At 50.2% G+C, this 15,165-nt stretch carries 15 protein-coding genes; 2 read left to right on the top strand and 13 right to left on the bottom strand.

Translation table 11 applies throughout. The annotated features are described in order from the left end of the window. Positions 1-20: 20 nt before the first annotated feature. Positions 21-1,151 (bottom strand): ROK family transcriptional regulator, encoded by a 1,131-nt coding sequence (locus FKP33_RS09095; protein ID WP_372813946.1) that lies wholly within the window; start codon positions 1,149-1,151, stop codon positions 21-23. A 628-nt stretch (positions 1,152-1,779) separates the two neighbouring features. After that, on the bottom strand, positions 1,780-2,364 hold the full coding sequence (locus FKP33_RS09090; RefSeq protein WP_127606431.1) for a hypothetical protein: 585 nt from the start codon (positions 2,362-2,364) through the stop codon (positions 1,780-1,782). A 132-nt stretch (positions 2,365-2,496) separates the two neighbouring features. On the opposite strand from FKP33_RS09090, the gene FKP33_RS09085 reads away from it, so the two are divergent. Next, positions 2,497-3,174 carry an SIMPL domain-containing protein gene (locus tag FKP33_RS09085; RefSeq protein WP_127606433.1) on the top strand — a complete coding sequence of 226 codons (678 nt, stop codon included), beginning with the start codon at positions 2,497-2,499 and terminating at the stop codon, positions 3,172-3,174. Positions 3,175-3,294: 120 nt separating this feature from the next. Here FKP33_RS09085 and FKP33_RS09080 read toward each other — a convergent pair whose 3' ends face one another. The 8 genes from FKP33_RS09080 to FKP33_RS09050 form a co-directional block, all read right to left on the bottom strand. Further along, the gene (locus FKP33_RS09080) at positions 3,295-4,122 is read right to left on the bottom strand and encodes a sugar phosphate isomerase/epimerase family protein (RefSeq protein ID WP_127606435.1); all 828 of its coding nucleotides are present in this window, start codon (positions 4,120-4,122) and stop codon (positions 3,295-3,297) included. A 41-nt stretch (positions 4,123-4,163) separates the two neighbouring features. Then, positions 4,164-5,654 (bottom strand): sugar ABC transporter ATP-binding protein, encoded by a 1,491-nt coding sequence (locus tag FKP33_RS09075; protein ID WP_127606437.1) that lies wholly within the window; start codon positions 5,652-5,654, stop codon positions 4,164-4,166. Positions 5,655-5,675: 21 nt separating this feature from the next. Continuing rightward, positions 5,676-7,364, bottom strand: a complete 1,689-nt coding sequence (locus FKP33_RS09070) for a methyl-accepting chemotaxis protein (protein WP_127606439.1) — start codon at positions 7,362-7,364, stop codon at positions 5,676-5,678. A 51-nt stretch (positions 7,365-7,415) separates the two neighbouring features. After that, positions 7,416-8,405: an ABC transporter permease gene (locus FKP33_RS09065; protein WP_127606441.1), complete on the bottom strand. Its 990-nt coding sequence runs from the start codon at positions 8,403-8,405 to the stop codon at positions 7,416-7,418. A 257-nt stretch (positions 8,406-8,662) separates the two neighbouring features. Further along, entirely contained in the window at positions 8,663-9,667 is a 1,005-nt protein-coding gene (locus tag FKP33_RS09060) for a sugar ABC transporter substrate-binding protein (protein WP_127606443.1), read from the bottom strand. Between the two features lie 426 nt (positions 9,668-10,093). After that, the gene (locus FKP33_RS27065; RefSeq protein ID WP_181410094.1) at positions 10,094-10,255 is read right to left on the bottom strand and encodes a hypothetical protein; all 162 of its coding nucleotides are present in this window, start codon (positions 10,253-10,255) and stop codon (positions 10,094-10,096) included. Positions 10,256-10,261: 6 nt separating this feature from the next. Then, the gene (locus FKP33_RS09055) at positions 10,262-11,260 is read right to left on the bottom strand and encodes a LacI family DNA-binding transcriptional regulator (protein WP_127606445.1); all 999 of its coding nucleotides are present in this window, start codon (positions 11,258-11,260) and stop codon (positions 10,262-10,264) included. 199 nt (positions 11,261-11,459) lie between these two features. Further along, positions 11,460-11,825: a hypothetical protein gene (locus FKP33_RS09050; protein WP_054795414.1), complete on the bottom strand. Its 366-nt coding sequence runs from the start codon at positions 11,823-11,825 to the stop codon at positions 11,460-11,462. 230 nt (positions 11,826-12,055) lie between these two features. Between FKP33_RS09050 and FKP33_RS09045 the strand changes: the two genes are divergently transcribed. Further along, entirely contained in the window at positions 12,056-12,550 is a 495-nt protein-coding gene (locus FKP33_RS09045) for a metal-dependent hydrolase (RefSeq protein ID WP_127606447.1), read from the top strand. A 93-nt stretch (positions 12,551-12,643) separates the two neighbouring features. Here FKP33_RS09045 and FKP33_RS09040 read toward each other — a convergent pair whose 3' ends face one another. The 3 genes from FKP33_RS09040 to moaA all read right to left on the bottom strand — a co-directional run bounded on the left by FKP33_RS09040 (position 12,644) and on the right by moaA (position 15,144). Beyond that, positions 12,644-13,273 carry a TVP38/TMEM64 family protein gene (locus FKP33_RS09040; RefSeq protein ID WP_141334625.1) on the bottom strand — a complete coding sequence of 210 codons (630 nt, stop codon included), beginning with the start codon at positions 13,271-13,273 and terminating at the stop codon, positions 12,644-12,646. 67 nt (positions 13,274-13,340) lie between these two features. Next, entirely contained in the window at positions 13,341-13,991 is a 651-nt protein-coding gene (locus tag FKP33_RS09035; protein ID WP_127606451.1) for a rhomboid family intramembrane serine protease, read from the bottom strand. 127 nt (positions 13,992-14,118) lie between these two features. Next, positions 14,119-15,144, bottom strand: coding sequence for a GTP 3',8-cyclase MoaA (moaA, locus tag FKP33_RS09030; protein ID WP_127606452.1), 1,026 nt, complete (start codon positions 15,142-15,144; stop codon positions 14,119-14,121). Between the last annotated feature and the right edge of the window lie 21 nt (positions 15,145-15,165).

Raw genomic sequence — 15,165 nt, 5'->3', positions numbered from 1 at the left:
TTCGAATTCCCCCTTAAGTTTTATTCACTCCAGGACCTATGGTTCGGAAACGATTCAAGCACGCAATGGACCGCGCCGATAATGCCCGCCTGATCGCCAAGCGATGCCGTCTTGATTACCGGCACGACGGGAATGAGACGGGACAATAGCTCTTGAATCGTTTGGAGCCCTTGTTCATCGAGATGGATCATTTCTCCGCCGAGAACCAGCAGTTCCGGATCCATAATGCTGGCCACATTGGCCATGCCGAACGCCCAGTGCCGGTAGGTATCTTGCAGAAGGGCGCGCGCCTCCGGATGGCCTTCCGCAGCCGCCGCCTGAAGCTGAGGAAGAATAGGCGCTCCTTCCTCCCATGAAGGCAGCAAGGGCTGTGCCTTGGACAAGATGCCAGGTACGCCGAAATTGCTCTCGAACACGCCGTATTCTCTTTGGCTGCGGTTGCGGAATGGGCCAATCATCATGTACCCGATCTCGCCGGCGGCCTCCTTGCTTCCCCTGTACAGCTGCCCGTTAATGACGATGCCTGCGCCGATGCCCGAGCCGACATAAATCTGGATGAGGTTCTTCGCTCCCCGACCGGCGCCTTGATAAAATTCACCTATGGTCATCATATTAACGTCATTGTCAATAAATACGGGAAGTCCCAATCTCTCCTCCAATGCCTGCCGGACTGGCTGCCCCATCCACCCTGTGCTGGGCGCGAAGGAAATCGTGCCTTTGTTGCGCTCGGTTATGCCAGGCAGCCCGATCCCGATGCCGTGCAGTTGGCTCCTCTCAAAAGAACATTGCCCCAGCAGCTTCGTCAGTCCGGCTTCCAAAGCGGCAAGCGCCTTTTCCCCGTCGGCAGGCGGCTTCAAGCGGGCTTGATAACGGGACAGGATGTGCCCATGCAGATCGGCAATCGCCATGTGGATGCAGTTGCCCTCATACACAGCGCCAACGACCGCATACGCCTGCGAATTGTATTCCAGCAGAACGGGCTTGCGGCCTCCCCGAGACTGTCCCGTCCCAATTTCCCGGATCAGTCCTTCGCCGATCATCTCATCCACCAGAGAAGAGATGCACGGACGGCTCAATTTCGTCTCCGCAGCGAGCTCCGCTCGGGACATTCTTTTCTGCTTCAGCTGATAAAGAATGCCTTCACGATTCATCTGTTTCACGAATTTGGTATTTCCCGTTTGACCTCTCGTTCTCAATGCAGCTTGGTTCACCGCCTTTCGTCGGCAGAACTTACTTAGTTAAAATGACTAACTAAGTATGATGGGTTTAATTGTAAATGAAAGCACTTACATGTTCAATGATAAATTGTATCTTTTTCTTTTATTTGTATATCCTTCCATATGTACTTGCTCAAATTTCGGCAATTCTCACAAACATCTTTTTACGCGGTCCCGCATAGCTTCACCGCCAACTCACGTGACGCCCGGAGCCGGTCCGCCTGACTGGACGCAGTCTCGGCTTGCCTATACATAGGACGAAGTGATCGCCGCATATACTTACAGACAACTAATCACGGGGTGATCCACATGAGTAAAGAGACAATGACACTAGGACAGTTCATGGATAGACCGCAAAAACGAAACCGGCCTCGTCGATCCGTATTACTTATCAGGATTCCCGGAGGCCGAAAAACAGCTCGACTTATTCGATATATGTTCACCTGAACGCTCCCAACCAAACAAAGGCTAATTCCAAGCAGCCGCAGCTGCCGGAAATTAGCCTTCTTCATCCGCCTCATGGCGGCGCAAGCCATCCTGCTGCGATTCCCGGGACTGGCCGTTACGGTGTGGACATCATTTGGGCCTGCATTGTAAAGTATTCCCGGATACGTGTCAACGTAAGGTTATCGATTCCGAATTGATTCGCCGCTCCGATAACGGTAATTCTTGTAATCCGATTGAAACCGGCGTTGACACCCAGAGGGGAGAACACATTAAACGGCGGTGCGTTTGAAGGCCCCGTTGCGGTGGCAACAAGATTATTGTTGGCGTCAAAGGCGTTAATCGTAAGCGGAGTGGCCGATGTGTAGAAAAAGTTAACCTCAGATAGGGGATTGCCGAATGTGATGTCTGCTTGGTTGCTAGCCGGAGTAAAAATGATGGTTACGGGCGAAGGCTCATTCGAAAAATTCCCTGTCCCTCCGGCCCCGGCTTCAATCAATGTCAACCATTGCGGTGAAAAGAGCGCCGTGGTGAAACACGCCGGAACCGGTACGGGAAGTGGCTGCACATTCCCTCCGCCTTCAAACGTAATGAGCGCGGTTTCTGTGACGGGAGTCGAGGAACAAATCACTTGAATAGGACCGTTCTGACTGACCGAAAATTGTGGCGGCTCTGTCTGATTCGAGATGCCGTGAGTTATCAATAACTATCACCCTTCTCTTTAGTTTATGCTGCATGTTATCTATATGTAGATAGTCTTAAGGGTGCCTGGATTGTTTTAACGTTGTCATAACCGCACAGCAGAAATAAATGATTGACGAGGTGGTGTTGGCTTATGTACTATAATCAACCGTTGTCTCCAGCTCCTCCGGCGCCTGCTTCCTTGTATCGCAATAACCGCCATATTATTGAAGTCTCTGGCGAAGGAACGGTTTCTGCCGCTCCCGACAGAGCCGTTATAGAACTTGGCGCAATCACCGAAAACACAAGCTTGCGGATTGCCCAAAGGGAAAATGCAGCCACCGTTACAGATGTTATAAACTCCCTGCTGCAGCTAAACATTCCGAAGGAACGTATACAAACCGTCGCTTACAGGATCGAGATGCAGTATTCCTATGAGGATGGGAAGCAAATCTTTACCGGTTATCGCGTGACACATCTGCTTCAAATTACCCTGGATCAAATAGACCGGACAGGACTTGTTGTCGATACGGCTGTTGAACATGGCGCTAATTCCGTCTTAAACATTCAATTTTCAATGGCGCACCCGGCCGCTTATTATCATCAGGCCCTGTCGTTAGCCGTTAAAAATGCCGAAAGCAAGGCCATGACCATTGCGACAACGTTAGCCGTCACGCTTGTGAAATATCCGGACAACATTCAAGAAGAAGCTCGTACACGGGAACCGGTCCCTTATCAGGCCTTACATTACGCGGCAACCGCACCTACGCCGATCCAACCCGGACAATTGAAAATTACCGCTTCTGTAAGGGCCCAATATAGTTACGTCTAAGCTTTGACGGTATCCAATAAAAAAAACGAGGCAGCCCTTATCGGGCTGCCTGCCTGTTTAGCGCATACCAGCGCTGTGCGAGTGAGTACACCGATCCGTCCCGATCCGTCCTGCGAACCGCTAGAAATAAGCTTTGATCGCTTTCTCGGTGGACTCTTTAGCCACACGAATCGTTTTTTCGATATCCCACTCCCAGTATTCCGGTCTGAACAGCTCGACGGAAACCATCTCACTGTAGCCGATATCCTTCAAAGTGCGCAGGAGTAAGTCCAGGTTTACCGCGCCTTCCCCAGGCATCACCCGGTGATGGTCGCGCAGCGCGCCAACCGGCAAATCTTCGCAATCGTCAATATGAAACACAAAAATTTTGGAAGGCTCCGCCCGCTGCAAATCTTCGATTTTGGAATTCATCGCATGAAAGTGAAAGCAGTCCAGCACCACGCCGACATCGTTCCGGTTGACGGCTTCCACGATGTCGTACGCTTGACCGAACGTATTAACCGAGCAGTTCGGATACCCTACAAATTCCAGCGCGAGCCTCGTATCGTAGGCTTGCGCGATATCGGCCAATTCATGGAGGACTTTCACGGTTTCCTCTTTAATTTGACTCTTCGTATAGTCCCCGATATCAAAGGTCGGAACGACGATAATCGTCTTGCAATCGATGACCTTGCCCACTTCGCAAAGAAACTTCAGATCGTCCTTGATTTGCCGATATCCCGGTTCGTCTCTATGGTTGATATACTCCAACGCGTTGAAGGCATACGGTTTAATGCGATTCCGCTCAAAAAACTGCTTGAGCTCCTCTACCGTATGATTCTCCAAGTACGCCTTCAGTTTATCCAAGCGGATTTCGATCAGATCGTATCCGTATTTCTCGCAAACCTCCAAGTCCTGCTGCAATGTCGAATACTTCATCGTTGTCGCTTGATTAAAAGCTATTTTCACAGGAGCCACCGCTTTCTACAAGTATCTGTCTTCTTCAATCGTTAACTGTACGCCAATTCCATAATTTTTTCCTGATTCGCTTCCGCGCGGCTGAGCTCGCCCTTCTTGCGCCCTTCATGCATAACGACGACTCTGTCGCTCATGCCCAACACTTCCGGGAGCTCGGAAGAAATCATGATAATCGCTTTTCCCGTCTGCGCCAATCTGGACATCAGCTTATGAATTTCGGATTTAGCTCCGACGTCGATCCCCCGTGTCGGTTCATCCAGAATGAGAATGTCCGGGTTGTTCAACAGCCATCTTGCGAGCAGCACTTTTTGCTGGTTGCCTCCGCTTAAATTCATGATGAGCTGATCCAGACTCGGCGTTTTGATGCTCAGCCGTTCAACGAACAAGTTGCACATGTCGGTGACGAGCTTTCTCTTAATAAAACCGCCTCTATTCAAATAGCTGTCGATGCTGGAGATGATCATATTATCCCGGATCGAGATAGGCAGGAAGGCTCCCGTAATTTTGCGGTCCTCCGTCAATAAGCCGATCTTGTGTTTAATCGCATCCCGGGGAGAACGGATGCTCACCTTGACCCCGTTGATGTAGATTTCGCCGGCATCAGGCGGGTGAATGCCGAAGATGCTCTCGATGACCTCGGTCCTTCCTGCGCCCATCAATCCGGCAATACCCAGAATCTCTCCTTTTCTTACATCAAAGCTGATGTTGTTAAACTTGCCTTCGCGCGACAGGTTTTTGACGGACAGCACAACTTCCCCGATATCCGCATCTTCCTTATGAAACACCTGCTTGATCTCCCGACCGACCATCATTTGGATCAGCGATTCCTGGTCCAGCTCTTTCGCCGCTTTGGTGCCGACATATTGACCGTCTCTGAACACGGTAATGTCGTCGCAAATCCGGAAAATTTCATCCATCTTGTGCGAAATATAGATAATGGAAACTCCTTTGGCCTTGAGCGATCCGATAATGGCGAACAGCTGTTCAACCTCTTTATCGGTAATAGCGGACGTCGGTTCGTCCATAATGATCAAATCCGCGTTGTAAGAAACCGCCGTGGCAATCTCCACCATTTGCGTGTTGGCGATGCTGAGATCAATCATTTTGGCGTTCGGATCGATATCGATTTTCAACGTTTCAAACAGCTTGCGGGTATCCTCCACCATTTTTTTCTTGTCGAGCCATCCGAATCCTGTCGTCGTTTCCCGCCCCAAATAAATATTTTCCGCTACCGTCATCTGCGGGATCGGGCTCAGTTCCTGATGAATCATCGAAATGCCCCGGCTCAGCGCATCCTTCGATCCGGACAGCTTGATTTCCTGACCTTTGAATTTCACCGTTCCCTGATCGGGCGTATAAATGCCGAAGATGATTTTCATCAGCGTCGATTTGCCCGCACCGTTCTCTCCCATCAAGGCATGAACCGTGCCTTTTCGGACTTTCAACTGGATGTCGTCCAGCGCTTTCACACCAGGGAACGTTTTGGTAATATGCTCCAGTTCCAATATGTAATCGTTGGCCATCATAATCACCTCGTTTGGATTTCAGACTCTGAATTGATGAACCGTTCGGTGCAGTTTCTCGGCCATGGCATACAGCGTGTTTGCATGGGCCGTATTTTGCTGAAGAAATGCCAGCTGTTCCTCCGTAACCGCCGTTACACTTTGTGTCCCGGTTGCTATCGTCTCCGAGAAGCCCGATATTTGCTCCACCGATTGGACGATTTTCTCCGAATGGTTCGATAAGTGGCGCAGCGATTCCGAGACGTCGCGGATTTGTTCCGTCGTATCCTGAACCAAATCTCGGATTCCGCCGAACAGGTCTCCGACGGCCGTCGAGGCGTTGATCCCTCTGGAAACCTCCACGACCATCTCTTCAACGGATTGGACCGCGAACATCGTCTCCGTTTGAATGCCGGTCACAAGCTCGGTTACCCGTCCCGCCGAATCATTCGTCTGCTGCGACAGTTTGCGGATTTCCGAGGTGATGACCGCGAATCCACGCCCGTGCTCTCCCGCTCTTGCCGCTTCAATCCCCGCATTTAATGAAAGCAGATTCGTTTGCGTCGCAATCGAAGAAATCACTTTATTAATATCGTCGATTTCGCGCGATCTGGCCCTCAACGTTTGCATGGTATGCTCTAACTGACTCATCAGCTTCTGAATCGTTTCCATCTGGTTCGTGATTCCGTTGATCTCACGGTCACCCTCCACGGCCTTCTCCAGCGCGTTTCCGGCAATTCCCATGGCGTGCTGGCTGCTTTGATCGATCCGGCGAATGTCCGAGGCCATATCGTAAACAGCTTGCAAGCTGCTTTCCACGCTCTGTACTTGATTTTCCGTGCTCTCCGATAAATGCGTCATGATTTCGGCGACATGCTCGGCAGCTTTCCCCGTCTGCTCCGTCCCTTCGGACACTTCTTTAGATACAGCGATGACTTCACCGGCGCCCTGGTTGATTTCTACGACCAAATGATGCAAATTGTTCTTCATCTGATTGAAAGCTTCAGCCAGTTGTCCGAGCTCATCCCGCCTCGTTGCCTGCACATCCGCAATCGCAAGATCGCCGCCGGAGATCGACTTGGCCGTCTCCGACAACTGGCGCAGCGGCTTCGAGATCATCCTTGAGATGAAATACCCGATGATTAAAGCCAGCACGAGATTGATGACGCTGACGGAGATGACCAGCCTGCGAATATCGGTGATGACGGTTTGACTCGCCGCCTTCTCTGCATTCATCAACTGGTCCTGCTTGTCGGACAACTGCCCGGCGAACTTGACAATCACGACGCCAAGCGGAAGTATACCGGTTTTCGCTTCCTGAACGGCGCTTTCCAACTGATCTTTGGGAAGCCCGAATATCCGGTCCACCTTCTCCTTATATTGCTTGTTCAGTTTGATCGTATACTCCAGCTGCTCCAGCATTGCGGGATCGGCAAGCGCGCTTTTCATCTGCGCGAACAATTCGTCCATGCGTGCGTTCGTATTCGAAAAGTCCGTCTTAAAGAAGGCATCCTTGGTCAATAAATAAGCGTTCAAATTACCGTTTTGCGTGGTTGCGTAATATTTGAGGTTGTCCGCGTAAGACTTCATGACGGCATGACGGTCTAAGATGTTGGAAAGGGACTGATCGATTCGATTCAAGGAAAGATAATACATGGTACCCGCACAACCGGCGATCACGGCGATAACCAGAAAACCGGCCAGCAGTTTTTGCAGAATGGATATTCTCATCTTGTAACCCCCCCTTTCCCGTCATTCCCCGAGTCATCTCTTGACATTCTCTTACTTTTTCTTGTTCTTCTTCGAGTCGATAAATACGGCTACCGTGATGATGACGCCCTTCAAAATTTGCTGCCAGTACGAGGACACGTTCAGCAAATCCAACCCGTTGTTCATGACCCCGATGATCAGCGCGCCGATAACCGTGCCGCCGATCGTACCGATGCCGCCGGAAAGACTCGTTCCCCCGATAACGGCTGCAGCGATCGCGTCAAGCTCATACATCATACCGGCCGTCGGCTGACCGGATGCAATCCGGGAAGTCAGAATGATACCGGCAATCGCGGACAGCAAGCCGGCATAACCATAAATCAGTATTTTATATTTTTCCACATTAACGCCTGCAATCACAGCCGCTTGTTCGTTGCCGCCGATCGCATAAATATATTTACCGAACTTCGTTCTGTTCAGAATAATGTAGGACACAAGAGCCACAATGAAAAAGATGATAATCGGCATAGGAATTCCTAGTACGCTGCCTTGCCCGATGAACTTGAAGGAGTCGGAAAGATTGCCGATCGGCTTCCCGCCGGTAAACAGCAAGGCGGCTCCTCTAGCTGCTGTCATCATGCCCAAAGTGACGATGAATGGAGCAATCCGCCCTTTGGCAATAATCGTTCCGCTGATTAGACCCGTGCCCGCTCCGATAGCCAGCCCGACCAGAAGCGCAAGGGCCAGCGGAAAGCTGCCGGGGTGCGACATGCTGGCGACGACGACGGACGTAAGGGCGATGACGGATCCGGAAGACAGGTCGATTCCCGTCGTAATAATGATCATAGTCACGCCGATGGCGACGATACCTACCACGGACATCTGTCTAATAATGTTCAAAATATTGCCTGAGGTGAAAAACGTAGGGGACAGCAAGGACATGAGAATGACGAGACCGATCAATATGAGAAGCATGCCGTAACGACCGAGCAAAGCTTTCGCCTTCGTTGAACGTTCTTGCGGACCCGGTTTTTGGCCCTGTACAATTACAGTTTCTTTCATATGCTTATCCTCCAGTATGAATGTGTTTCTTTAAATCGCGTCCGGCTTGCGTCAACACGGACTACATATGTAATAGCATCCTTCGGTGGAAGAAATGACTTTCTTTTCGCCGTTGAGCCTTGAATGAACTGCATCTCATAGACCAAACATCGTGCTTAAAGACTTGTTGCGGAAGGACACATCCCGGATGGGGTGTCCTTCCACGCTGAATGTCGTTCGAATGAAACTATAAAACTATAAGGCTACCCGTATTTGGATTACTGCCATTTTTTGATGTACTCTTCCACGTTGGCTTTGGTCACAAGCTCATAAGGAATGTAAACATTCTTTTCTACCTTCTCGCCTTTTGCCGCTTTAATAGCCGTTTCCAATGCGCCCCTGCCTTGGCCGTCCGCATTTTGGAACACGGTGACATGCAGCTTGCCGGATTTCACGAACTCGAGCGCATCCGGGGTTGCATCGACGCCTGCGAACACGATGTCCTTCGCTTTGCCTGCCGCTTCCGCCGCCATAATCGCGCCGATCGCCATTTCGTCGTTGTTGGAGACAACCGCATCGATTTTTTGACCGGAGTTCAACCAGTTCTCCATCAGAGCCATTCCTTTGGCACGATCCCAGGAACCCGTTCCTTCCAGTACCAATTTCATCTCAGGGTTCTTGCTGATGATTTGTTTATTTCCTTCAGTCCGTTTGATTTGCGCTTCCTGCCCCGATTGTCCGGTCATGATGCCGATATTTCCTTTGTTATTCAGCAGCTTGGCCACTTCTTCCATCTCCATAATGCCCGCCGTAATGGATTCGGAACCAACGTAGGACGTCGCTTTATCCACACCATCATAAGAACGGTTCACAACGACGATCGGAATGTTGGCTTTATTGGCGCGGTCCACCATGTCTACAATGGATACCGTATCGACCGGAACAATCGCAATCGCGTTAACCTTCTGCGAGATGAAATTCTCAACTTGCGCCAGCTGTTTGTTCGCATCATTCTGCGCGTCAACGTAGGTCACTTCGACATCTTTCTGAGTCGCCTGGTATTTCTTCATCCCGTCCTGCAGATAGCTTAGCCACTTGTCGCTAAAGTCCGGGAGCGCGGCGCCGATCACGATTTTTTTACCGCCGGAAGCGGCATCATTACCACCGGAAGGCTTGGCCCCGCTTTGATCCGGTGCTGTGGATTGGTTAGTGCCGGAAGAACAAGCGGAAACGATCATTGCAAACACCAAACTTAACAATAGGACCATGCTGAATTTTTTCATAGTACTTCCCCCTCAACGAGTTTGATCAAGCGCTCTCCTGTGACTGACTAGACGCTATAACTCACTTACTGGATGGTGTAAACTCCCAGTCTTTCCTTTCCTCACCTCCTTAAAGTGTGATGTAAGCGTTCTCAGGATACGGCGTTCATGGTTCGTTCTTCTTGCGGACGACGGACATTTCTCCAGCCACCTCGTGAATCCTGCATCGATTTGCTGCCGCTTACTCGTCTTATCATCGCCTGCAAGCTTCTTTACGTAAATTGGGTTAAGCGCTTTACCCTTTATAAAGTAAAGCACTCATTCCAGAGAAACATTTACCAGATTAAGCGCTTTACCTGCATTTTACTATAACCTTTTATTTCTTGCAATCCCTTTCATAAGAATTTTGTCGGTATACGAACAGGCATCCTCCTGCCGGATCGAATTTTATGCTGCTGAACCATCCTGCTGCCACTGCCGGCAGTTTGGCGCAGTCAACCTTAAAGTAAGCGCTTCCTTTTCGGGGTAATCGATTACCTTTTTAGCACATTTTAATTTATTTGCTCTTTTTTTGCAACAAAGTTCTTGGTTATTTCCGATTTTCGCCATGCTTTCTTACTTTTTCTTCGAGGTGGAATTTCGAATCACGAGCTGTGGGGGCATTTTTATGTTCTGCTTGAGATTCGCTTGGCGTTCAATTTTGTCAATCAGCATATCGATTGCTTTTTTCCCCAATTCATGGACCGGCATCGCAATGGAAGAAAGTTCAGGAACTACGATTGTACACATTTGTGTGTTATCGAAGCCGATGACAGACAGTTCGTCCGGGACTGTAAGATGACGTTTTCTGGCCGCTTGCATAACCCCAATCGCCATGATATCGTTACATCCGAATATCGCAGTGGGCCTATCCGTCAAATCCAATAAAGTTCCGGCGGCGATTTCCGCATCTGCCATTTTGGAGCGGGTTATGACAATCATGTTGTCCTCCGCGCTAAGCCCGGCACTGCGCAAAGCCGATGTGTACCCGCGGATTCGCTCCCGGCAGCTGATCGAATCGTCAGCAATAACGCCTATTTTTTCGTGTTTCAGGGAGATCAAATGCTCGGTCGCCATAAATCCGCCCCAATAATCGTCGACGGTCACACTATCGATGGCCATTTCCGGCCGCTCGTGCGCAAAGAGCACGACGGGAACTTCATCTTGAAGCAGCTCGCTCAGCAGCTCTTCGTTGCTAAATTTTGAAGCGATAATAAAACCGTCGACCTTCTTTTGCCTTAATAGCGTAATATGTTTTGCTTCTTTCTCCGGATTATTGTCGGTACTGCACATCACGATACTGAAACCAAGTTCTTGCCCGCGATCCTCGATATGCTTCAAGTACTGCGCATAAATCGGGTTATCCATATCCGGGATCAGCAGTGCGATCTGGTACGTGCATTTCCCCTTCAATGCGGAAGCCAGTACATTAGGCCGATATCGCATCTCGTCCATGATTTGGTAAATTTTCTCCTTCGTCCTATCGCTTATTCTTCCCTTGTTGTTGATAACCTTGGAAACAGTAGCGGTCGAAACACCTGCGACCTTGGCGATGTCATAAATGGTCGGCTTCATAGGCATTACACTCTTTCTTTTGATGAAAACATGTCATTTGATTTGTTATTGTACTATAATACCAATGAAAACACTACCATTTACTTTTTTTTGAAACCAACAGACTTTTCGGGAATTGTATCGCGGTCACGCCGACTGAACTCCGCAAACAGCAAAAGATCCCGGAGGCACTATAGCAACTGCGGGACCCTTGCTTGCGCTATTTATCCAAATGGATGTTGAACCCGAGAATCGTATCTTTGCGGTGCCGCTCGATCTCCAGCAGCGTTTCGATCCTGGCATCCTCCGGAGCATGCTGCTCCAGGAACTTACGGAACGCCACCATGAATTGAATCTCCATGTTCAGTTCATTGTAGTTATTCGGATAACCTTCGAGCGTCCGAAGGTTATCCTCCCATTCCGCCAAGTCCGTGCTCGCGCTCTCTCCCTCCCGTACTCTTCGGGTGAGCTCGCGAAGCCTGGAGAGCGCTTTTCCCAGGGGCCCGGTGCGCTTGTGTCTTTGACGCAGCACATAGCCGGCCAGCAGCAGCAGCCCCAAACCGATCCAAGCTCCAAACTGTTCCATCCCATCACCATTTTCGCGAAAATTGGAAACAACCCTTATCCCAACCGTTGAAGCAAAGTTCGTTCCCCATTATATCACAGCCCGCCTCGGCTTGTATCCGGCTTCAAACAGGGGTGTACCGGAAACTGTCCATGAATTTTTTCTGCTGTCACCTACCGTAATCGGATGTACGATCCGAAAACTATACTGTTCTGCATCATGTTTGGGATATATGCTAAGGAGGAGTTTTTATATTACAAAAAACACACAGCGCGGCAGGGCTCGTGGCTGCTGAAATCACGCTTGTTTATCATGACGTGACTTTTTTATCCTGGGAGGCGGCCGGGGCTCTTCTGCTTGGTTGCTTAGCCGGCACTTTGGCCGATGTAGATAAACAGGGGTCGACGATGGCCAGGGTGCTTTTTCCGTTGTCGGCGCTGCTCCGCATTCTGAACGTACGTCACAGGACGGTTACGCATTCCTGTCTGTTTATCGGGGCTTTGATGCTTCTGGCTCTTCCTTTGCCCGTACTTTATTACTGGGTATTCATCGCCGCCTATGCTTCACACCCGCTTATCGATTTACTCAATGAGAAGGGCGTGCAGCTGTTCTGGCCGCTGAAATTGAAAGTTCGCGTACTTCCCAAATTTCTGGCTGTGGATACGGGATCGATGAGCGAGACGGTATTTCAATGGCTGCTGCTTGCCATAAGCTTGTGGATTCCTTTCAGAACGATTGAATTCTGAGCACCAAGCTTTCCTTGAGTGCCTGCCAATCATGCCAAAAGGATAGTCACACTGCCGGTCATGCGCCGCCGCTGCAGGTAGACTATCCTTGTTTCAATTTTCTTGAACGAAGCCCCGTTTTTTTTTCCACAGATGATAAATCAAGACAATGAGCCCCAGAAAAACACCATAGATGCCAATCGTGATCACGATATTCCCCGGCTCCGTCATCAAATGATCCCCCACCAGAGCAAACAACAGCATCGCCGGTATTTTGCCCAGGGAGGAAGCAGCGGCATAAGCGGCAAACGAAACGCGGCTTAGGGCCGAATATATATTTACAAGGATAGAAGGAACGAACGGAATCAATCGGGTAAAGAGAATGGCCAAAAACGCATTTTGTTCGAACAACGCCGTGATTTTTCCCAGGCTGTTGTGACGGTGCAATATTCGCACGCCCCATTCTTGATATCCATAACGAATAAATAAAAACATCAGCATCGAAGCCGTTGCGGAGCCTGCCCACGTGATAACCGCTCCTAGGGCAGGGCCATATGCCGCGCCGATCACGCCCCCGACAACAGGATAGGGAATGACCGGAAATAAGGCCATCAACGTTGCGATAATTATGACTACTGCCACCTGATTAGATGGATGGAACCAAGCCAGGATGACATCCCCGTAAATGTAAATGAGATAGGCAATTCCTAAGTAGAGGATCGCCAAACCTAGTTTTTTGTACATGATAGTCTCCCAAACCGTAATAACTGCTAGTTTCGCATATCTGTTGTTATTCTAAAACGCTCCATGGTCAATTTCCTTCAATTGTTCCGCTCTGATCTCCCTCACTCCCCCTGCTTTTCCGTTTCTTCACGAACAGCGTCAAGATAGCCGATACCGCCAGCCCGCCGACGAACCCGCCGCCATGGGCATAGATGTCGACATTCGGAATCAGGATGGAGTAGACGAACCCGATAATGACAATCGTTCTAACCGTTTGCTTCGACTGGTAGTCGATCAGATCCTTGCGGAAAACCGACAAGTACAAGTACGCGGCATACACGCCGTAGATCGCTCCCGACGCCCCGGCCCCGACATAGGAATCCGTGTGCAGCCACGCACTGGCCAGGTTGCCGATAATCCCGCATATCAAATAGAAAACCGCATACCGCCAGGAGCCAAGCATTCGTTCAAGCGGCGCCGCGAATACGTAAAGCGCAAAACTGTTAAACAGTAAATGCTCGAACCCGATATGCAAGAAGATGGACGATACGTATCGCCACGGTTCCGGCTGCAAACCGGGAAGATCGAACATCGCTCCAAACCGGAGCAAGGTGGCGGTATCCTTCGACGACCCGTACACTTCCATGGCCGCCATGAGGAGCAAATGAATCGCGATCAGCGTCGTGGTGACCGGATACAGCCGAACGTACTGCTTCAAACTTTCTCTTCGAGCAAACAAGCTTCCTCTTCCTTTCCCTTTTAGCCGAATTCACCTGGAATCGCCCCATGCCATACCCGTTATTCACTATGTTTAACGTTGGAACAAAGAACGACTCCGTCGCCATTGTGCGAACAGAGCCGTCCTGTCAGCCTCCGATGTGTGACATTTCGACTTTCTTTTTTTTGAGTCCCGGCGTATTGGAAAGCCTTTCTTCGGAATAACGATCTTTGCGCTGGCTCCAGTAATCCCTGATAAATTCCCGGATCTGCGGATCGCTCCACCCCTCACGCAAGGGGGCGCGAAGATCGGTGCCCGCTGAAGCGAACAAACAGCTGTACAGCTGCCCCTCCGCGGAGAGCCTTGCCCGGGTACATGTAGAACAAAAGGCTTGAGTAACCGAAGAAATCAAGCCGATCTCCCGCTCCTCTCCTACATAGCGGTACCGCGAGGCCACCTCCCCATAATGATTGGGCTTAACCGGCTCGATCGGCATTTCACGATGGATTCGCGCTACAAGCTCATGGCTGGGAAGCACTTGATCGAGTCTCCATCCATTGGAATTGCCGACGTCCATATATTCAATAAAACGCAAGATATGCCCTTTCTCGCGGAAGTATTTAGCCATGGGAACAACATCCTGGTCGTTCGTTCCCTTCTGGACGACCATATTCACTTTCACTTGCAAGCCCGCCGACGCAGCGGCGTCAATTCCTTCCAGAACGCGGGATACTTTAAAACCGCGTCCGTTCATCTGCCCAAACCGATCATCATCCAGGCTATCGAGGCTCACCGTAACCCGGTGTAATCCCGCTTCCTTTAGCGATTTCGCGTGCTTCGCGAGTAAAGAGCCATTGGTCGTCATGGCAATGTCCTTGACTCCGTCGATTTCACGGATCATGCGGATGAGCGCAGGAAGTTCTTTGCGCATGAGCGGCTCCCCGCCGGTGATGCGCACTTTCTCCACACCGAGCGAAACAAATATCCGGGTAATCCGGGTCAGCTCTTCGAAGGTTAGAAGCTTTTCCTTAGGAAGGAATTTGTAATCAGGCCCAAATATTTCTTCCGGCATACAATACCGGCAACGGAAATTGCATTGATCCGTCACAGACATACGCAGGTCACGAAGAGGGCGTTGTAGCTTGTCAACAATAGGATGAGTTGGTTCCTGCATGTGCTAATCACTCCCTCTACG

It is taken from the genome of Paenibacillus sp. tmac-D7 (assembly GCF_006519665.1).
GTDB lineage: Bacteria > Bacillota > Bacilli > Paenibacillales > NBRC-103111 > Paenibacillus_G > Paenibacillus_G validus.
This window is presented reverse-complemented; position numbering and strand designations above follow the sequence as displayed.